Source organism: Bradyrhizobium sp. SZCCHNR1015, from assembly GCF_032489875.1.
In the GTDB taxonomy this organism is placed as follows: Bacteria; Pseudomonadota; Alphaproteobacteria; order Rhizobiales; family Xanthobacteraceae; genus Bradyrhizobium.
Genome location: NZ_JAUEYW010000014.1, coordinates 146,538 through 164,725 on the forward strand (window position 1 = coordinate 146,538; position 18,188 = coordinate 164,725).

The window sequence follows — 18,188 nt, forward strand, 5'->3', positions numbered from 1 at the left end:
CCCCCGTGCGGCTGCTCTTCATCACCTTGGTCACGCTCCTGATCGCCACCGGCGTCGGCATCGGCGCGACCTGGATGACGACGACCCGCGGCACCGAGTTTGGCACGCTGACGATCGGCGCCTGGACGGCGCGTCCGAAAACCGGCACGGCCGATGTCGACCCCTATGCGCGCGCGACCATCACCCGCAATGGCGAATTGCCGATCGGCACCGGCGACGGCGTGGCCTTCACCGCCACCACAGACGACAAGAGGAAGCCGCTCGACGGGCGCTGCGACATCCTCGTCAGCGGCGTGACGCCGCCCGCCCGCTTCTGGACGCTCACGCTGTACGACCGCAAGGGCCACCTCGTCGCCAACACGCTGCAGCGCTACGGCTTCACCAGCCAGGAACTGGTGCGAGGCGCCGATGGCTCGTTCGAGATCCGTGTCGCCGCACGCTCGCGCTCCGGCAACTGGCTGCCGACCGGCGGCATCGAGCGCTATGCGCTGATGCTGCGGCTCTATGACACGCCGGTCGGCGTCGCGACCCGCACGCAGCGCGACGCGCCGATGCCCTCGATCACGACAGTAGGCTGCCCATCATGATCCGGCTGCTGTTCACCATCGTGGTCGGCGTGCTGCTCGGCGGCGTGGTCCATCTCGTCAGCGTGCTGGCGCTGCCGCGGATCTCGACCCAAGACGCCTACTCCCGGCTGACGCCGATGACCAAGCTGAACGCCGTGACGCAATTGCCATTGGCCGATCCCGGCAATTCACCGATGCCGTTCATGGATCCGGCGTTCGCGATGGCGATCTGCCGCTACGATCTGTCCGACGGCCCGCTGAAGCTCACGGTCCCGGTGAGCCAGGCCTATACGTCGGTGTCGTTCTACACGCGCAACGAGATCGCCTACTACGCCATCAACGACCGCTCCGCCGGCAAGCGCGTGATCGAGCTCAACCTGATGACCGAGGCGCAGCACGAAGACCTGCCCGAGGACGAGGAGATCACGGCCGCCGACCGGCTGATCATCGATTCGCCGACGACGACCGGTTTGATCGTGCTGAAGGCCTTGGCCGCCGAGCCGGGTCTCATGCCGCAGGCGCAGGCCTCCCTTGCAGCGGCGAGCTGCGGCGTGCAGACCGAGGCACCGGCCAAGGCCGAGAAGCCGCGCGGCAAACGATAAGTCAATACGACGTCCGGAATGAATTCGACAACGCTCTCTTCATCCTTGGTGGCATAGTCGTCGTCGCGCGCCGCTGCTATGACGTATCAGGACGACGGCGCTTCGCTCAACATCAGGTCATGCCTCTCGAAATCGAACGGAAGTTTCTCGTCAAGTCCGATGCTTGGCGGGATCAGGCGACGCACAGTGAACGCCTTCGCGACGGCCTCGTCGCACGTCAGGACGGCCTCAAGGTCCGCGTTCGCTGCTATGGCAACCGGACGACGCTGTGCGTGAAGAGCGGCCGCCGAGGTCTGGCCCGGGATGAATTCGAGTACGATATTCCCGCGGACCACGCCGCGGTGCTGTTCGCGCATTGCGACGGACGCATCCTCGAGAAGACGCGTCACTATGTGCCGGCCGAAGCCGGCGTCTGGGAGATCGACGTCTACCACGACCCGCTCGAAGGCGTCGTCATCGCCGAGATCGAGCTGCCGACCGAAACGACCGTCGTGACCCTTCCGGACTGGGTCGGCGACGAGGTCACCGGCGACCCGCGCTACAGCAAGGCCAACATGCTGACGGAGCGCTCGCGGGCGGCGAAAGTCCGGGAACTGCGGCGCGCGCGCCTTGCAGGGCTGTGATGCACGCACGGTCCGTTGCGGCTTGACCCCTGTCAAATCACCCGTCGAGGGCACACCTTAAACAGCGCGGACTTGGCGGTCCGAACGATCGCGCATGGAGTTTGCACGATGAGTTCATCGCAGGTGATGTCACAGGCGCTGCGCGCCAAGATCATGTCGGCCGACGAGGCTGCCGCGCTGGTCGAGCCCGGCAACCATATCGGCATGAGCGGTTTCACCGGGTCGGGCTATCCGAAAGCGGTGCCGCTCGCGCTGGCGCGCCGGATCGAGGCCGCGCATGCGCGCGGCGAGCCGTTCCGCGTCGGCGTGTGGACCGGGGCGAGCACCGCGCCCGAGCTCGACGGCGCGCTCGCCCGGGCTGATGGCATCGACCTGCGCCTGCCCTATCAGTCCGATCCGGCGACACGACAGCGCATCAACGCCGGCAGCATCGACTATATCGATCTGCATCTCAGCCATGTCGCACAGTTCGTGTGGTTCGGTTTTCTCGGCCATCTCGACGTCGCCGTGATCGAATGCGCCGGCATCCTGCCCGACGGGCGGCTGATCCCCTCGACCTCGATCGGCAACAACAAGACCTGGCTCGATCTGGCTGACCGCGTCATCATCGAGGTCAATTCGTGGATGAATCCGGCGCTGCTCGGCATGCACGACGTCTACTACGGCACCCGCCTGCCACCGCATCGCAAGCCGATCCCGATCGTGGCGCCCGGCGACCGCATCGGCGAGACCACCTATCGCTGCAATCCGGACAAGGTCATCGCGGTCGTCGAGACCCATGCGCCCGACCGCAACACCAGCTTCGCCGCGCCCGACGATAACTCGGGTGCGATTGCCGGCCACATCCTGGAGTTCTTCGAACACGAGGTGAAGCAGGGCCGCCTGCCGCGCAACCTGCTGCCGCTGCAATCCGGCGTCGGCAATGTCGCGAACGCCGTGATGGCCGGGCTCGATGACGGCCCCTTCCCGCATCTGACCGCCTATACCGAGGTGCTGCAGGACGGCATGCTGAACCTGATCCGCTCCGGGCGGATGGATCTCGCCTCCGCGACGGCATTGTCGCTGAGCTCGGAGGCTGCGGTCGAATTCAACCGCGAAATCGAGTTCCTGCGCGACCGCATCGTGCTGCGGCCGCAGGAGATCTCCAACCATCCCGAAGTGATCCGCCGGCTCGGCGTCATCGCGATGAACGGCATGATCGAGGCGGACATTTACGGCAACGTCAATTCGACCCATGTGCGCGGCAGCAGCATCATGAACGGCATCGGCGGCTCCGGCGACTTCGCCCGCAACGCCTATCTGTCGATCTTCATGACGCCCTCGACCGCCAAGAACGGCACGATCTCCTGCATCGTGCCGATGGTCACCCATGTCGACCACACCGAGCACGACGTGCAGGTCCTCGTGACCGAGCGAGGCCTCGCCGATCTGCGCGGCCTGTCGCCGAAACAGCGCGCCCGCACCATCATCGACCAGGCGGCGCATCCGAAATTCCGGCCGGCGCTGGCGGATTATTTCGAACGCGCCTGCCGCGATTCGACCGGCAAGCACACGCCGCATCTGCTCGAGGAGGCCTTCCGCCTGCTCAGGCCGGACTGAGCGAAGCGGCGTGCGACCGCGTGCGGGCTAGCCCCGCGTCGTCAGCGGCCGTTCGATCAGGGGCCGCGCCGCGACCGGCGGATTGGCGGTCTGGGCTGCCAGTTCATGGATCAGGCGATCGGCCTCGGCGGCCATGCCGTCGGGCGCCTGCAGCACCAGGCGCTCCAGCGCCCAGCGATAGGACGAGACGCGCTGCTCCAGGCTGATCTGCACCCACTGTACGATCAGCGAGTTCTCCTGCATGCGCGCGACCGCGTCGGCCTTCTCGCGCGGCGAGAGCTCGGTCATGTATTTCATGCTGGCATCGCGCTTGCGGTCGAGATCGATGACGCGGATCGCCGAGGCGAAGAACGGCTCGAAGCGGGTGATGTCGTCGCGCACGTCGTCGATCAGTTGGGTGTAGCGCGAGGCGTGCGAGCGGTGCGGCTCGTCGATCAAGGCGCGGCCATAGGCGGTGCGGTCGAACACGACCTTCTGGCGCCAGGGCGAGGCCGACGGCTGATAGTCGCCGAACACGCTCTTCCAGGCGGGGCGCGAATGCGGCGGCTCGATCAGCGGATAAGCGAGATCGCGCAGCTGGCGCTCATTGTCTGTGAGCTGGAACTGCGATGGCATGACACCGACGCTGGCGGTGGCTTCCGCGCCGATCCATTTGTGCATGTCGTCATTGCGCATGTCGGCGCGGGTGCGGCCAAAATCGCCGCCGCTGCAGGCGCCGAGCAGGCCGCCGACGAGGACGAGCGCGAGGACCGGCAGCGCGCGCCGGACCGGATTGACGATGGCCGGCATTCCCATGTCCCCCGACCTGTCAGCGGCGACGGCGGCGGCGGCTTGGCGCTGTGCCCTCGCGGGGCCCGCGATCGTCGGTCGTGGTCTCGCGCTCGATCCGAACGACGGGAAGAATCAGGATCGTTCCCATGCCCTCCTGCGGCGCGCCGGTCACGGCAGGCCGCGCGCGACGCGCAACGTCCGCCGGGAATTCAATGATGGTCGCCATGTCCACTCTCTTTCGTGCCCGAAGTTCTTACCCCCTGAAAACTCCCCGTCGCCCGAACTTCGCAGGCAAGAGGGCACGCAGAACTGACGATCACGAATGCCGGCGCATGACGCTGCACTTTGGCATTCGGCCCGGCGAAGATCAGGCTGGGCGCGAGACGCGGCCAAGGCGAGATCATCGAACGGATCGATTAAGATCAGGACGTGGTTAAGAGGATATTAATGCGCGGGCCGCCCGACACGGATCGCGTGCACCGGCGGGAGAGAAGGCAAGCCGGCGTTGCGCCTTTGTCTCACCAGGTCATTTCGACCCATCTTCACCGATTGTTTTCCTTAACGCCGCATTAAAACAACTCCGCTCTAATCGGCGCAACGATTGCCGAAGTTGCGTACCCCGACATGACAAGATCATCGCTGTTCCCCGGCTTCGACGGGTTGCTCACGCTCTCGCGCCGCGAGGGCGTCGACATCAAGCCCACTCTGCTGCGCGTGCTGACCGACCTCTATGTCCAGGCGAGCGCGCATTCCGCTGACGAGGAGCGGCAGTTCGTCGAATTGGCTTCCCGTCTGGTCGACGACGTCGACGATGCGACCCGTGCGGCGGTGCGTGCGCGGCTGGCGATCTATCCGGCGACGCCGATCGAGATCCTGAACAAGCTGGGCTTGCGCCCGGCGCAGAGCGAGCCGGCGCCGCCGCTCGCCGGCCCCATTCCCGCATCGCTTCGCCCCTCGTCTCCGATGCCGCCGCGCGACGACACATCGTCCGGACTGTCGATGCAGCCGAAGGATGCCGCCGAGCTGAGCGAGATGTTCATGCGCGCCGCCTCGCACGAACGCATCGCCATCCTGCAGAACCTCGCCACCACGCCGCTGAGGCCCGCCGCGCCGACGCCGTTGCACCGCGCGGTGCATGCGATCGAGGCACTGGAGATGGCCGCCTTCAACGCCGACGTCGAGACGTTCACGATCGAGCTCGGCGAGAGCCTGATCCTGCCCTCACGCATGACCCTCGAGGTGGTCAACGATCCCCATGGCGAGCCGCTGGCCTGTGCCGCAAAGGCGCTCGGCATGCCAGCGCCGGTGTTCGAGCGCGTGCTGCTGTTCCTCAAGCCGGAGATGGGCCAGTCCGTCCAGACCGTGTTTCGGCTGTCACGCTTCTACGAGCGCCTCAGCGAGCGCGCGGCGCTGATCATGCTGGCGGCCTGGCGCGGCTCGGGCATGGCGGCGATCAGGGCCAAACATCGCACGATGCTGTACGACGACGAGCGCCAGTCTGTCCGCGCAGGCGGAGCGCGGCCCGGCACAGCGACGCGACCGATCGTGCGCACGGGCACCGACGGCTTCAAGCGCTGACGCGCGATCACCGTCGCGGATCGGAGGATGATCAGGGACGCTCGCGCACGAGATCGAGGAAATGACGGCCCTGCCTGTCCTCGGTCTCGATGATCCAGGCGTCGGGATCGAAGCGCAGCTCCTTGACGAGACGCTCCTCGACCTGCGCTTCCGCGATCGGCTGCGGCGATACCGGTACGAAGAAGCGGTCGATCGGCCGGCTGTCGTCATAGACGGTCTGCGGCGCGGGGACATAGAGCTGCGCCGTGCCGTCCATCAGCGCGACCTTGACGAACACCGCACCGGCCTCCTCGGCGCCGCGGTGGCGGATCGCGCTGAACGCGCCGGCCGACTGGCAGCGCCGCAGATAGGCGCTCACCCAGATGCTGGTCTTCAATCGCATGATGGTTCGATGCAGGAGCAAGCGCGCTGCACGTCGCAGCCGCCCTGCTCTATTCGATCGGGTGACCGATGACAATCGCAAGCTCGCGCACCAGGCGGTCCGAAACCTGGCCGGTCACCGGCAGCTTGCGCTCACGCTCGAACTTCTGGATCGCGGCCTGGGTGTCGGAGCCGACCATCCCGGTCGGCTTCAACTGGCCATAGCCATATTCGGTCAGCGCACGCTGGACCGCAGCCACACGGCGAACACTGCCGCCCTGCTGCGTCGGCTGCGGACGCGGCAAATTGCCCTGCCCGCCGCTGACCGAGCGGACGAGATCGGCCAGGGGATCGGCATATTTCTGATCCGGACGCGCCTCGGTCGCGCGCTGCTCGACCGCCCTCTGCTCCGCCGCCCTGGTTTCAGCGGGCCGCGTCTCGATCACCTTCGGATCGAGCGGCGAGATGTCCATCGGCCGGGGCCGCGGCAGCGGATTGGAGCTCGTCAGATTGGGCGGAATGGTGACGATCGATCCGAACATCGGCGCCGGATGCGGTCCCGATTGCAGGAACACGGCATTGATGATGATGGCGCTGGCAGCCGCACAGGCCAGCAGGCCCGCAAACAGATCCTTCGGGCTGTAGAGCATGGCCCGCAGCAGCCAGCCGCGCTCCTCCGCCACGTCGACGACGGCCGCAACCGCAGCGGCGCGCTTGCGACGGCGCGGCGGCGCCGGATCATCCTCTGCAGCTCGTCTAGGCACTCTTCTTCACCTGCATGACCTGCCCTGGCTGGGCGGAGCGCGAGGGTGACAGCGGCGTGACGGTGGCGCCGGCGGCGGCCTCGGCCACGAAGTTGATCGGCAGCGCGATCGTGACCGTGGTCCCCTCGTCGATCTTGCTTTCTATCGACATTTCGCCGCCGTGCAAGTTCACGAGGCTCTTGACGATCGACAGCCCGAGCCCGGTTCCCTCGTGGCGCCGCTGGTAGGTCTTGCCGGCCTGAAAGAACGGATCGCCGATGCGCTTGAGATCATCGGCGGCGATGCCGACGCCGGTGTCGGTGATTCGCAGCAGCAGGCGCGCGCCGTCGACGCCGGCAGAGACCGTGACACGGCCGCCGCGCTCGGTGAACTTGATGGCATTGGAGACGAGGTTGAGCACGATCTGCTTGAAGGCGCGCGGATCACCGGTGACCATCGGCAGGTCCTGCGGCACGTCGGCCGACAGATCGACACCGTTCTCGCGCGCCCGCAGCGCCAGCAGGTTGCAGCAATTGATCAGCGCAGCGCGCGGCGCAAACGGCTCCGGCGTCAGCTCGAAATTGCCGGACTCCATCTTCGACATGTCGAGGATGCCGTTCACGACCGACAGCAGATGCTGGCCGGAATCGTTGATCAGTTGCGCGTATTCGCGTCGCCGCGCCGCATTCAGCACCAGCACCTGCTCCTGCATCAGCATCTCGGAGAAGCCGATGATGGCGTTCAAGGGCGTGCGCAGCTCGTGGCTCATGGTGGCGAGGAATCGCGTCTTCGCGGCGTCGGCGCGCTCGGCGGCGCTGCGCGCCAATTCGAGCGCCTGCTCCTGCAGCTTGCGGTCGGTGACGTCGCGCATGACCGCGACCACCTCCTGCTCCGACCCGCCCGGCATCACGCCGATGCGGTCGAGCGGGCGGCAACGCATCTCGACCCAGATGAAATCGACCGGATGATGAAAGCCGCGGCCCTCGCCCGGCGCATCGCGGCGCAGGCGGAACTCGACGCTCGAGGCTTCGCTGCCGCCCGCCGCTTCCGACAGCGCCGTGAGGTAGGCCGGCCGGTCGGCGACATGGACCCGTTCGAACAGGCCGTGGCCGTGCAACTGCGCGACCGGCGCGCCGAGCAGCGTCTCGGCCGCCGGCGAGATGAACATGACCGCGCCGTTGCGACGGTGACGGGAGATCACGTCGCTCATATTACGTGCGAGCAGGCGATAACGCTCCTCCTCCATCGACAGCAGCGTCACGCCGGTGCGCGCGAGCGTGTCGGCGGCAAAGGCGAGCACGGCCGCATAGAGCGTGGCCGAGGCGACGCCGAACGCGAGCAGCCCGGTGCGCAGGGCGGGGTTGATCTCGGGCTTCGGCAGCCACCCGAAATGACCGATGAGGATGAGCAGCAGCGCGCAGCACAGTGCGAGCCCAGCGGAGAACACGACGACGCGGCGCGAGGCCGAGAACGAGGCTTCCAGGGGTACGACGATCAGCCACACCGCGGCAAAGGATTCGATGCCGCCGGTCTCGATCGACACCGCCATGATCAGCGCCGACAGCGCCATCGACGACAGCGCGCAGGCGCTCTCGTAGCGGCCGGTGCGTGACAGATACCAGGACAGCAGAATGGGCGCGATCAGCCAGGACAGCGCGCCGACCTCGAGCGCGCTCGGCGCACCGCGTAGCGCGAGATAGGCGGGAAACACGGCGAAGGCGGCGAGGCTGCCCAGCAGGCGCGGCGCGATGAAGGCGCGATGACGCGCGCGCGTCATCGCATCAGTTCGAGCCGATGGATGCAATAACGCATCGAGACAATCGCGGATGATACTCAACACACTCACGGCTCTCGCGCCTCGGCCTAATCGGTGGTTCTCACAAAGAGAACGCGCCGGGACGCCCCCTGTCGTCGGAAGTCACCGTGTCAGACTCGCATTAAGCGAACGCTAAGGTCCAGACTGCGGTGAGCCCGCCATTCGGCCGGGATGGTGAATGCATCGTTTCCGGCCGGGCCTGCGGTTGCGAAAGCGGCGCGATCTACAGCCGGTTGCACGGCGCGGGCGCCCGGCGCCAATGAAAAATTGACTCCGAAATAAATCCAGCGCCCGGCTTCGCGAAATCTCAACCAATTAAGCCCAATGCAAGCAGTCGCGACATAGAACAATCAGCTGCGATCCCGTTGCGCGATTTGAGCACGCGAGATCAGCAGCACGGTCGGGGTTGCGTGATGTTCTTTCTGCTTCGGATGGCATTCTGGCTCGGACTCGTGCTGGTGCTGCTGCCGCGCGAGAAGAGCCCGGACGCCGACAAGCTGCCGCAGATCAATGCGCACGAAGCCGTGCAGGCCGCGACCGCGGCCGTCTCCGACATGAGCCAGTTCTGCAAGCGCCAGCCGCAGGCCTGCGAGGTCGGCGGCCAGGCCGCGACCGTGATCGGCCACCGCGCCCAGGAAGGCGCGCGCAAGATCTACCAGATCATCACCGACAAGGCCGAAGGCGCGGAGAAGCCCGCCGGCGCCGACAAGTTCATCGGCCCGGTGAAGCCGGCCAGTCTCGACAAGCGCGGCAACGATCACACCGGCTCGATCGACGCCCCCGTGCTCGAGGAGATTCCGCCGGGCGACGCGCCGGCCGATACGCTCTCGACCGACGATCTCGCCGTCGAATGGCATCTGCCGCCGACGCCCTGAACCGGCGGAACCGACTGTCGCTTTCGTCGTCCCGAACGCCTATATGAAAGCCGACATCGGGACCGAAGAGCATCATGACGATCGACGACATCCGCGACAATTTCGCCCTGCTCGACGACTGGGACGACCGCTACCGCTACGTGATCGAGCTCGGCCGCACCCTGGCCCCGATGCCGGAGGACGAGCACTCCGCCGCGAACAAGGTGCAGGGCTGCGCCAGCCAGGTCTGGCTGTCCAAGCACGTCGATCACAGCAGCGCCGTGCCGGTCCTGAACTATCTCGGCGACAGCGACGCCCATATCGTTCGCGGCCTGATCGCAATTCTGCTGACGCTGTATTCGGGGCGGACGCCGCAGGAGATCATGACCATCGATGCGCCCGCGGTGTTCGACGAGCTCGGGTTCCGCGAGCATCTGACGCCGCAGCGCTCCAACGGCCTGCGCTCGATGGTCGAGCGCATCCGCGCCGACGCCCGCGAGGCGCTCGCCGCGGCGTCCTGATCGGCTCGGCTACTTTTCCCGCTCGGGCCGCTGCTGGCCCAGGCCCATCTTCTTGGCAAGCTGCGAGCGGGTGACCGCGTAGTTCGGCGCCACCATCGGATAGTCCGGCGGCAGGTTCCATTTGTCGCGGTATTGTTCCGGCGTCATGTTGTACTGCGTGCGCAGATGCCGCCGCAGCGACTTGAAGCGCTTGCCGTCCTCGAGGCAGACCAGATAGTCCGGATGGATCGATTTCTTCACTGGGACCGCGGGCCGCGCCGGCTCCGGCGCGGGCTCGCTTCGTCCCGCTGCGACCCGCGTCAGCGCCGCATGCACCTGGCTGATCAGAGAGGGAATCTCCGCCGCCGGGGTCGGGTTGTTGCTGAGATAGGCCGACACGATGTCGGCCGTCAGATCGATAAAGCTCTTGCCGACCGCTTCGGTCATTGACCCCTCATCCCGCTCCGCCCTGTGACCGTCGATCGCAAGTATCCCTCGATCGCAAGTATCACTCGCGCCGAGTGGCAGCGTTGTCTCGCGATTCTGCAAGCAATATGGGCAAATGACTGGCAAAATGACAAGATAGTGAGGACTTCTTCTTGAGAAGTCTGTCACCCGCCAAGTAAGTGTGTACCGTATGCCAGCCGGGTTCAACCTGACCGTGTGATCCCGCTGCCTCAGGTCCGGCCTTCGAGATGGGCGCGCAGCTCGTCGATCGACGCAAAGCGCATCATCCCTTCGGGCATCTGCGCCTCGATCGAGCCGTCGGAATAGAGCGAATAGGCCATCCCATCCACCACGCCCGACTTGACGATGCTGACGGCCGGCGCGTCCAGATCCTTCGGCTCAGGCGGCGGCGGGGTTGGCTCGGGATCGACGAAGGCCGGGGCGGCCCGCGCCAGGCGCCGCGGGAACGGCGGGCGCAGAGGCTCCGGCGTCCGCTCCGGTCGCGACCAGCCGTCCGACGCGCCCGGCTCGGTCGCGGCAGGTTCGTCCAGCGGCACGGGCGGCGGGGCGCTGAGGGGCGGTGACCGGAAATCCGTCGGCAGCGGCTCGGCGCCGCGCTTCTCCGCGCGTTCCCGCTCCCGGCGCGACGACGCAAACAGCAGATTGCGCTTGGGCCGCTCGGCGGGTTCGGACGGCGACTCGGCGGGATCCCGCAAGGACTCGGAGGCGCGCAGCGAGCTTGACAAGGGAGACGAGGACAGCGGTGAGGACGACGACAGCCCCGAGGACAAGGGGGCCGACAGGTCCGGCATGCGGGGACGCGGACGCGGCGAACCGCCTTCGCGCCAGACATCTTCTGTCGGCGGCACCGGGGCGGTCTCGAAGTCGGTCGTCCCGGCGGCAGGTGGGAGCTGCAGGGGCCTGGCATCGGACTCGGCGCCCGAACGCGACCTCAGCCGGCTCGAAATCACCTTCAGCTCGTTGAGGACGGCCGCAAGTCCGAACAGGATCAGCCCGCTGCACACGCCAAGGGTCCCCGACAGGATCAGCGTATTACCGACGCTGAACTCCTTGACCGGAATTCCCCAGGCGATCGCCCCGAGCCCGGCCAAGATGGCGAGGGCCCCGGCGGCCAACATTGCACTCATCATCGAACTCATCCCCTAATGCGCCGGTTCCGGGCGGTGTCCCGACCGAAATCACATTAGATAGCTGCGGTTGCGCGCGTCCTTGAATCCGGTTTCTAGTCCAAATCCGCGACGATTTGCAGCGGAAGTTCGTCCAAGACCGCCGAAGTTCGTATCCGACCTGCGCCGCCCGCCACGATGCCGCCACAATACGGTTCAGCCAACCCTCGGAATTCCTGGAGGTTCCTCTCGGGTTCTCCCGGTCCTTCTGGTTCAGCGGGCGTTCATTTGGCTGTGCCAATATGGCGCTTAGCAGCCGAAATTCGGGTCCCCGCTGCGCTGCGACAAGGCGTGCCTCCCATATTTTCGACACCTCCGAACACGGGACGCGCTATACGCAGGCGGGGAACACAAGCCTGAAACGCGGAAGCGGGGTCGCCAGGGGACGCCGGGTCACACTCAGCCATGACAACGATAACCACTTCGGTCCTCGAGACGCCGACGCGGCGGTCCCTCGAGCGGACGTATGACGATCTCGCCGTGTTCGTGCTCGCCGCAGTCGCGGTGGTGGCCGGACTGACGTTCCGGGATTACGGCCTCGGCTGGGACGATTACACCCATGCCGAATATGCCGATCTGTTGCTGCGCATGTACGGCTCCGGTTTCAGGGACCAGGCGGCGCTGTCGTTCGCCAACCTCTATATGTACGGTGGCGGCTTCGACATGGTTGCAGCCCTGCTGCACAAGATCATGCCGCTGGAATTGTTCGAGACCCGCCGGCTGGTCGGGGCCATCGTCGGGCTGATTGGCCTCGGCGTGACCTGGCGCCTGGCGCGCCGCATCGGCGGCCCCGTGGCCGGCCTCGCCGCGCTGCTGCTGCTGGCGCTCTGCCCGATCTTCTACGGCCACATGTTCATGAACCCGAAGGACGCGCCCTTCGCGGTCGCCATGGTGGTGCTGCTGATGGGCCTCGTGCGCCTTGCCGAGGAGTATCCCTACCCCTCGCCACGCACCATCCTGATCATCGGCCTCGGCGCCGGCTTCTCGATCGGCTCGCGGATCCTCGGCGGCATGGCCGTGGTCTACGCCATGGTCGGCTTCATGCCGCTGTTCATGGAGGAGTACCGCACGCAAGGGCCCCGCGAGGCGATCCGCCGCTTCGCCCACGTGCTCTACGTGCTGATCCCCGGCCTGATCCTGGGCTACCTGATCATGGGGTTGATCTGGCCGTGGTCGATCATCGAACCGGCCAACCCGTTCCGGGCCCTGACCTACTTCTCGCATTTCTTCGAGAAGCCGTGGAAGGAGATGTTCGACGGGGCGCTGGTCTCGGTGCCCGACATGCCCTGGTCGTATCTGCCGACGCTGTTCGCGCTGCAACTGCCCGAACTGATGATCGCGCTGTTCGTCGCCGGCGTCGTCGCCTCGATCATGTCGCTGTCGCGGCCCGACATGCCGGCGCGCCAGAAGAGCATCCTGTTGATGCTGACCCTAGCGGCGACGCTGCCGATCCTGATCGCGATCGTCAAACGCCCGGCGCTCTACAACGGCATCCGCCATTTCGTGTTCGTGATCCCGCCGATGGCGCTGCTCGGCGGCATCGCCTTCTCCTGGCTTCTGTCGTGGCTCAACGCCGACGAGCGCCGGAGCTGGCAGCCGGTGGCGATCGCCGCGTTCTGCTTCGGCCTGCTGCTGCCGCTGGCGGAGATGATCCGGCTGCATCCCTATCAGTACACCCACTTCAACTTCATCGCCGGCACCGTGCGCGAGGCCGACACCCGCTTCATGCTCGACTATTGGGGGCTGGCGCTGAAGCAGGCCTCCGACGGGCTGAAGGAACAGCTCGACGAGCGCCAGGAGGTGCCGCCGATCGGGCACAAATGGAAGGTCGCGGTCTGCGGCCCGCAGCGCCCCGCCCAGGTCGCGCTCGGCCCCGATTTCACCATCGGCTGGGACAGCCATGCGGCCGACTTCGCCATGACGCTCGGCGAGTTCTACTGCAAGGGACTGACGGCCCCGGTCATGGTCGAGATCAAGCGCGATGACGTCGTGTTTGCCCGGGTCTACGACATCCGCGGCCGCAGCATCTCCAGCCTGCTGTCGATCCCGGCGCCCTGAGCGGCCTGCTCAGCCGAACGGCATGACTGCTCCCCGGCCCCGCGTCTTGTCGCGCGGCGGCGTGCCGCCTAGGCTCCGATCAACTCTTGGAAATCGGAGAATGCCATGTCGCCAGCCGAAGCGCGCCTCAAGGAAGTGCCGTCGAACATGACCGAGGCCGAATGGTCACAGCGGGTCAATCTCGCCGCCGCCTACCGGCTGGTGGCGCTGTTCGGCTGGGACGACCTGGTGGACACTCACATCTCCGCCCGCGTGCCCGGCCCCGAGCATCACTTCCTGATCAACCCCTACGGCCTGCTGTTCGAAGAGATCACCGCCTCCAGCCTGATCAAGGTCGACCTCTACGGCAATCAGTTGTCCGAGAGCGAGTACAGCATCAATCCCGCCGGGTTCACCATCCATTCCGCGATCCACGAGGTGCGCGAGGATGCCGGCTGCGTCATCCATCTGCACACGCTGGACGGCGTCGCCGTGTCGAGCTGCGCCGACGGCCTGCTGCCGCTGAACCAGATCGCGCAATACGTGACCCACGACCTCGCCTATCACGACTATGAAGGCGTGGCGCTGGACCATGACGAGCGGCCGCGGCTGCAGCACGACCTCGGCAGCAAGAACCACATGCTGCTGCGCAATCACGGCACGCTGACGGTCGGCCGCTCCGTCGCCTCCGCCTTCGAGCGCATGTATCATCTGGAGCGCGCCTGCTCGATCCAGGTGCGCACCCGCACGCTCGGTCCCTCGGCCTATCCGGTGCGCGACGAGGTCATCGACAAGAACGCGAAGCTGTTCGACAATGAGGATCGCGTCGAGCTGCGCTCCAATCAGTTGGTGTGGCCGCCGCTGCTGCGCCGGCTCGATCGCGTCAACCCGGGCTACCGGAATTGATTTTTCGCCGATGATCGGCTAGCCTGGGTTCATCACCCTCTACGCTTTTCGGAGTCAAACGCCGCCCAATTCCGGGCGGCGTTTTCATTCGTCCGGCGATGTCCCTCGTCAGCAGCACCCGGCCCGAGCCGAGCCATGCCGCTCGGCCGGGCCGTGCACTTGTTGCAGCTCCTCGGCCAGCCGGCGCTCGACGAAGCGCCGCTCGTGCTCGGCAAGGCGGGTGGCAAGCAGCTTGCGATAGCGCCGCACATTGGCCTCGCGCGAGAACCGCAGGCGGGCGGCGGGCCGCATCCTGCCGCTAGCGGTGCTGTCCATCGCAGCGCCATCGGCCTCGACATCGACGCGCGGAACGATGCGCATGGCCGCCCCGCCGCGCGGGCGCGGCGGCTGATCCTCGCGGTCGAGCTGACGCAGCGCGCCGAGCACATCGGCCAGATGCAGCGGCCTGGAGATGCCCGGAATCTTGCGCAGGCCCGGCTGCGACTCGACGGCATACATGTCTGACGCCCAGGACGACAGGATCAGCCGCTTCTCGGCCAGTGACAGCTTGCGATCGTTCAGCAGGTCGGCCGGCGACTCGTAGTGCGAGACCGGATGGAATCCGGCTCTGCCCGCGGTGATCGAAAAACGGTGCTCGCTCATGGCGTCTCTCCTCTTCCACTCCTTTCACAAGAGACAGATGCTGCAAGGGCGCGGGCGACACGCCGCCCGCGCCGCAACTCGAACAAGGCGTCAGGCCGCCTTCTGCTGCGCGATCTTCTCGACCGGCACTGTACCGATGGCGATGCGGCGCGGCTTCATCGCCTCGGGGATCTCGCGCACGAGCTCGATCCGCAGCAGGCCGTTGTCGAACGCCGCGTTGGTCACCTGCACGTAGTCGGCGAGATTGAACTGCCGCTTGAACGGCCGCGACGAGATGCCTTGATAGAGATATTCGCGGGTCTCCTTGTCGCCCTTGCGTCCTTCCACCGTGAGCACGTTGTGCTCGGCGGTGATCGACAGCTCGTCCGGCGCGAACCCCGCCAGCGCCAGCGAAATCTGGTAGCGGTCGTCGCCGAGCCGCTCGATGTTGTACGGGGGATAGTTGTCCTCGACCGCGCGCTGGGTCTCGTCGAGCAGATCGAACAGACGGTCGAAACCGATGGTCGAACGCCACAGCGGAGAGAAGTCGTAGGTCCTCATAGCCAAGTCCTCCTGAGAGCAAGATGGATACGAAGGAGCGCCGAACCGATGCGGACTTCAAAGTCCCGGAGATGTCTGAGTACCAAGAGACTTGGTACAAGAGACTACTGAGTACCAGACAACCGGTCAGCGCCCAGATTTCGACCGGGCCCTGATGGCACCCGGCGCCGCCGAAGCGGCAGCAGACGAATTAGAACAACCGATATCCATTTCAAGAGGGGAAGATCGAATTTTTTGTCGCAGCCTTTTCGCGGCGCAACACCCGTCAGGCGGCCACGGCAGACAGCCGCTGCAGCCGCATCGTCGCCTCGCGGAGCACGCTGACCAGCCGGTCGCGCTCGCGCTGATCGATGTCACCGCGCGACAGCACGGCCTGGCAGTGTGCCACCACGCGCTGTTCGCTCTCGATCAGAAACCGTGTCAAGCGACGCGGATCGCCCATGCTCATGACGGAGGTCGGGTTGGGCGGCGGATGATCGTATTGCCAGGCTGGCATGATCGGGCCTGCGAGCTCGCGCTGCTGATGAGACCGGGCGGCGCGACAGCGCTCAACCACACCTCCCGTCGACCGTCGGTCCGTCCTCAGCCGGCTCACCGAATGCAATTGTGGCCGGTTGTGGACGGATTGCGGTCGTTGGCCTGATTGATAGCTGCGCGTTGTGGCCGATCCACGACCTCACGGGGCAGCGATCAGTTGTTTGTCGATATTTCTTTCTGGAACAGCCGGGGCTGGCTGCGGCCGGCCCCGGCTGCATCAGATCAGAAGTCCATCGACGGCGCGGCCGCGGTGGCGTCGGCCTTCTTCGGCTTGTCCGCCACCAGCGCCTCGGTGGTGATCAGCAGCGAGGCAACCGAGGCCGCGTCCTGCAGCGCGGTACGGACCACCTTGGCCGGGTCGATCACGCCGGCCTGCACCAGATCCTGGTACTCGCCGGTCGCGGCGTTGAAGCCCCAACCATAGGCATCCTTCTCCAGGAGCTTGCCGACCACCAGCGAGCCGTCCTCCCCGGCGTTCTGCACGATCTGCCGCACCGGCACCTGGATGGCGCGGCGGACGATGTCGACGCCGGCCTTCTGGTCGGCATTGGCGGTCTTGACGCCGTCGAGCACCTTGGTGGCGCGCAGCAGCGCCACGCCGCCGCCGGGCAGGATGCCCTCCTCCACCGCGGCGCGGGTGGCGTGCAGCGCATCGTCGACGCGGTCCTTGCGCTCCTTGACCTCGACCTCGGTGGCGCCGCCGACCCGGATCACCGCGACGCCGCCGGCGAGCTTGGCCAGCCGCTCCTGCAGCTTCTCGCGGTCGTAGTCGGAGGTGGTCTCCTCGATCTGCAGCTTGATCTGCTGCGCGCGGGCCTCGATGTCGGCCTTCTTGCCGGCGCCGTCGACGATGGTGGTGTTCTCCTTGTCGATCACGACCTTCTTGGCGCGGCCGAGCATCGACAGGGTCACGTTCTCCAGCTTGATGCCGAGATCCTCGGAGATGGTCGTGCCGCCGGTGAGGATCGCGATGTCCTCCAGCATCGCCTTGCGGCGATCGCCGAAGCCCGGCGCCTTGACGGCCGCGATCTTCAGGCCGCCACGCAGCTTGTTGACGACCAGGGTCGCCAGCGCCTCGCCCTCGACGTCTTCAGCCACGATCAGCAGCGGCTTGCCCGACTGCACCACGGCCTCGAGCAGCGGCAGCATGGTCTGCAAGCCCGACAGCTTCTTCTCGTGGATCAGGATGTAGGGATCCTCGAGCTCGACCCGCATCTTCTCGGAGTTGGTGACGAAGTACGGCGAGACATAGCCGCGGTCGAACTGCATGCCCTCGACCACTTCCAGCTCGGTATCGAGGCTCTTGGCCTCCTCGACCGTGATCACGCCCTCGTTGCCGACCTTCTGCATGGCCTCGGCGAGGAAACCCCCGATCTCATTGTCGCCATTGGCCGAGATGGTGCCGACCTGGGCGATCTCGTCGTTGCTGGTGATCTTCCTGGCGTGCGCCTTGAGGTCCGCGACGATCGCGTCGACGGCGAGATCAATGCCGCGCTTGAGATCCATCGGGTTCATGCCGGCGGCCACCGACTTGGCGCCCTCCTTCACGATGGCCTGGGCGAGCACGGTGGCGGTCGTGGTGCCGTCGCCGGCGAGATCGGCGGTCTTCGAGGCCACCTCGCGCACCATCTGCGCGCCCATGTTCTCGAACTTGTCCTCCAGCTCGATCTCCTTGGCGACCGTGACGCCGTCCTTGGTGATGCGCGGCGCGCCGAACGATTTCTCGATCACGACATTGCGGCCCTTGGGGCCGAGCGTGACCTTCACGGCATTGGCGAGGATGTCGACGCCGCGCAGCATGCGGTCGCGCGCATCGGTGGAAAACTTCACGTCCTTGGCAGCCATGTTCGTCGTCTCCTTTCCTTCGATGACTGTCAGTT

20 protein-coding genes are annotated in these 18,188 nt (G+C 66.3%); 9 read left to right on the plus strand and 11 right to left on the minus strand.

The annotated features are described in order from the left end of the window. Window positions 1-5: 5 nt before the first annotated feature. The 4 genes from QX128_RS23835 to QX128_RS23850 all read left to right on the plus strand — a co-directional run bounded on the left by QX128_RS23835 (window position 6) and on the right by QX128_RS23850 (window position 3,390). Window positions 6-587 (plus strand): DUF1214 domain-containing protein, encoded by a 582-nt coding sequence (locus tag QX128_RS23835; RefSeq protein WP_315716128.1) that lies wholly within the window; start codon window positions 6-8, stop codon window positions 585-587. Then, entirely contained in the window at window positions 584-1,168 is a 585-nt protein-coding gene (locus QX128_RS23840) for a DUF1254 domain-containing protein (RefSeq protein WP_315804202.1), read from the plus strand. The genes QX128_RS23835 and QX128_RS23840 overlap by 4 nt, the downstream gene beginning before the upstream one ends. A 119-nt stretch (window positions 1,169-1,287) precedes the next feature. Further along, window positions 1,288-1,791, plus strand: a complete 504-nt coding sequence (locus tag QX128_RS23845; RefSeq protein WP_316238684.1) for a CYTH domain-containing protein — start codon at window positions 1,288-1,290, stop codon at window positions 1,789-1,791. A gap of 108 nt (window positions 1,792-1,899) precedes the next feature. Beyond that, window positions 1,900-3,390: an acetyl-CoA hydrolase/transferase family protein gene (locus QX128_RS23850; protein ID WP_316238685.1), complete on the plus strand. Its 1,491-nt coding sequence runs from the start codon at window positions 1,900-1,902 to the stop codon at window positions 3,388-3,390. A 27-nt stretch (window positions 3,391-3,417) separates the two neighbouring features. Here QX128_RS23850 and QX128_RS23855 read toward each other — a convergent pair whose 3' ends face one another. Next, on the minus strand, window positions 3,418-4,179 hold the full coding sequence (locus QX128_RS23855; RefSeq protein WP_316238686.1) for a hypothetical protein: 762 nt from the start codon (window positions 4,177-4,179) through the stop codon (window positions 3,418-3,420). Window positions 4,180-4,198: 19 nt separating this feature from the next. Next, the gene (locus tag QX128_RS23860) at window positions 4,199-4,387 is read right to left on the minus strand and encodes a hypothetical protein (RefSeq protein ID WP_315739858.1); all 189 of its coding nucleotides are present in this window, start codon (window positions 4,385-4,387) and stop codon (window positions 4,199-4,201) included. A gap of 398 nt (window positions 4,388-4,785) precedes the next feature. On the opposite strand from QX128_RS23860, the gene QX128_RS23865 reads away from it, so the two are divergent. Next, window positions 4,786-5,739, plus strand: a complete 954-nt coding sequence (locus QX128_RS23865; RefSeq protein ID WP_316238687.1) for a DUF2336 domain-containing protein — start codon at window positions 4,786-4,788, stop codon at window positions 5,737-5,739. Window positions 5,740-5,770: 31 nt separating this feature from the next. Here the strand turns inward: QX128_RS23865 and QX128_RS23870 are convergent, their stop codons facing one another. The 3 genes from QX128_RS23870 to QX128_RS23880 are packed head-to-tail and all read right to left on the minus strand — an operon-like array spanning window position 5,771 to window position 8,619. Then, on the minus strand, window positions 5,771-6,121 hold the full coding sequence (locus QX128_RS23870) for a DUF1491 family protein (RefSeq protein ID WP_315804208.1): 351 nt from the start codon (window positions 6,119-6,121) through the stop codon (window positions 5,771-5,773). 49 nt (window positions 6,122-6,170) lie between these two features. Continuing rightward, window positions 6,171-6,863, minus strand: coding sequence for a peptidoglycan-binding domain-containing protein (locus QX128_RS23875; RefSeq protein WP_316238688.1), 693 nt, complete (start codon window positions 6,861-6,863; stop codon window positions 6,171-6,173). Next, window positions 6,856-8,619, minus strand: coding sequence for a PAS domain-containing sensor histidine kinase (locus QX128_RS23880; protein WP_316238689.1), 1,764 nt, complete (start codon window positions 8,617-8,619; stop codon window positions 6,856-6,858). The genes QX128_RS23875 and QX128_RS23880 overlap by 8 nt, the downstream gene beginning before the upstream one ends. 452 nt (window positions 8,620-9,071) lie before the next feature. On the opposite strand from QX128_RS23880, the gene QX128_RS23885 reads away from it, so the two are divergent. Next, a complete protein-coding gene (locus QX128_RS23885) occupies window positions 9,072-9,533 on the plus strand; it encodes a DUF5330 domain-containing protein (RefSeq protein WP_315804211.1) in 462 nt (153 codons plus the stop codon). A gap of 74 nt (window positions 9,534-9,607) precedes the next feature. Further along, window positions 9,608-10,033 (plus strand): SufE family protein, encoded by a 426-nt coding sequence (locus QX128_RS23890; protein WP_315804212.1) that lies wholly within the window; start codon window positions 9,608-9,610, stop codon window positions 10,031-10,033. A 9-nt stretch (window positions 10,034-10,042) separates the two neighbouring features. Here QX128_RS23890 and QX128_RS23895 read toward each other — a convergent pair whose 3' ends face one another. Continuing rightward, window positions 10,043-10,459 carry a MucR family transcriptional regulator gene (locus QX128_RS23895; RefSeq protein WP_315716114.1) on the minus strand — a complete coding sequence of 139 codons (417 nt, stop codon included), beginning with the start codon at window positions 10,457-10,459 and terminating at the stop codon, window positions 10,043-10,045. A 230-nt stretch (window positions 10,460-10,689) separates the two neighbouring features. Further along, entirely contained in the window at window positions 10,690-11,610 is a 921-nt protein-coding gene (locus QX128_RS23900) for a hypothetical protein (protein ID WP_316182618.1), read from the minus strand. Between the two features lie 441 nt (window positions 11,611-12,051). On the opposite strand from QX128_RS23900, the gene QX128_RS23905 reads away from it, so the two are divergent. Together QX128_RS23905 and QX128_RS23910 are read left to right on the plus strand one after the other, a co-directional pair. Further along, a complete protein-coding gene (locus QX128_RS23905) occupies window positions 12,052-13,704 on the plus strand; it encodes a glycosyltransferase family 39 protein (protein WP_316182575.1) in 1,653 nt (550 codons plus the stop codon). A gap of 105 nt (window positions 13,705-13,809) precedes the next feature. Further along, window positions 13,810-14,589 carry a class II aldolase/adducin family protein gene (locus QX128_RS23910; RefSeq protein ID WP_315804214.1) on the plus strand — a complete coding sequence of 260 codons (780 nt, stop codon included), beginning with the start codon at window positions 13,810-13,812 and terminating at the stop codon, window positions 14,587-14,589. 108 nt (window positions 14,590-14,697) lie between these two features. On the opposite strand, the gene QX128_RS23915 is transcribed toward QX128_RS23910, so the two are convergent. The 4 genes from QX128_RS23915 to groL all read right to left on the minus strand — a co-directional run bounded on the left by QX128_RS23915 (window position 14,698) and on the right by groL (window position 18,153). After that, window positions 14,698-15,231 (minus strand): hypothetical protein, encoded by a 534-nt coding sequence (locus tag QX128_RS23915; RefSeq protein WP_316182574.1) that lies wholly within the window; start codon window positions 15,229-15,231, stop codon window positions 14,698-14,700. Between the two features lie 90 nt (window positions 15,232-15,321). Then, window positions 15,322-15,771, minus strand: coding sequence for an Hsp20 family protein (locus QX128_RS23920; protein ID WP_315804216.1), 450 nt, complete (start codon window positions 15,769-15,771; stop codon window positions 15,322-15,324). A gap of 265 nt (window positions 15,772-16,036) precedes the next feature. Next, window positions 16,037-16,267, minus strand: a complete 231-nt coding sequence (locus QX128_RS23925; protein WP_315716108.1) for a hypothetical protein — start codon at window positions 16,265-16,267, stop codon at window positions 16,037-16,039. A 263-nt stretch (window positions 16,268-16,530) separates the two neighbouring features. After that, window positions 16,531-18,153 carry a chaperonin GroEL gene (groL, locus tag QX128_RS23930; RefSeq protein ID WP_316238690.1) on the minus strand — a complete coding sequence of 541 codons (1,623 nt, stop codon included), beginning with the start codon at window positions 18,151-18,153 and terminating at the stop codon, window positions 16,531-16,533. Window positions 18,154-18,188 lie beyond the last annotated feature (35 nt).

Coding starts and splice junctions, on each gene's coding strand:
- QX128_RS23840 (WP_315804202.1), top strand. CDS start 584: ATGATCCGGCTGCTGTTCACCATCGTGGTCGGCGTGCTGCTCGGCGGC.
- QX128_RS23845 (WP_316238684.1), top strand. CDS start 1,288: ATGCCTCTCGAAATCGAACGGAAGTTTCTCGTCAAGTCCGATGCTTGG.
- QX128_RS23850 (WP_316238685.1), top strand. CDS start 1,900: ATGAGTTCATCGCAGGTGATGTCACAGGCGCTGCGCGCCAAGATCATG.
- QX128_RS23855 (WP_316238686.1), bottom strand. CDS start 4,179: ATGCCGGCCATCGTCAATCCGGTCCGGCGCGCGCTGCCGGTCCTCGCG.
- QX128_RS23860 (WP_315739858.1), bottom strand. CDS start 4,387: ATGGCGACCATCATTGAATTCCCGGCGGACGTTGCGCGTCGCGCGCGG.
- QX128_RS23865 (WP_316238687.1), top strand. CDS start 4,786: ATGACAAGATCATCGCTGTTCCCCGGCTTCGACGGGTTGCTCACGCTC.
- QX128_RS23870 (WP_315804208.1), bottom strand. CDS start 6,121: ATGCGATTGAAGACCAGCATCTGGGTGAGCGCCTATCTGCGGCGCTGC.
- QX128_RS23880 (WP_316238689.1), bottom strand. CDS start 8,619: ATGACGCGCGCGCGTCATCGCGCCTTCATCGCGCCGCGCCTGCTGGGC.
- QX128_RS23885 (WP_315804211.1), top strand. CDS start 9,072: ATGTTCTTTCTGCTTCGGATGGCATTCTGGCTCGGACTCGTGCTGGTG.
- QX128_RS23890 (WP_315804212.1), top strand. CDS start 9,608: ATGACGATCGACGACATCCGCGACAATTTCGCCCTGCTCGACGACTGG.
- QX128_RS23895 (WP_315716114.1), bottom strand. CDS start 10,459: ATGACCGAAGCGGTCGGCAAGAGCTTTATCGATCTGACGGCCGACATC.
- QX128_RS23900 (WP_316182618.1), bottom strand. CDS start 11,610: ATGATGAGTGCAATGTTGGCCGCCGGGGCCCTCGCCATCTTGGCCGGG.
- QX128_RS23905 (WP_316182575.1), top strand. CDS start 12,052: ATGACAACGATAACCACTTCGGTCCTCGAGACGCCGACGCGGCGGTCC.
- QX128_RS23910 (WP_315804214.1), top strand. CDS start 13,810: ATGTCGCCAGCCGAAGCGCGCCTCAAGGAAGTGCCGTCGAACATGACC.
- QX128_RS23915 (WP_316182574.1), bottom strand. CDS start 15,231: ATGAGCGAGCACCGTTTTTCGATCACCGCGGGCAGAGCCGGATTCCAT.
- QX128_RS23920 (WP_315804216.1), bottom strand. CDS start 15,771: ATGAGGACCTACGACTTCTCTCCGCTGTGGCGTTCGACCATCGGTTTC.
- QX128_RS23925 (WP_315716108.1), bottom strand. CDS start 16,267: ATGCCAGCCTGGCAATACGATCATCCGCCGCCCAACCCGACCTCCGTC.
- groL (WP_316238690.1), bottom strand. CDS start 18,153: ATGGCTGCCAAGGACGTGAAGTTTTCCACCGATGCGCGCGACCGCATG.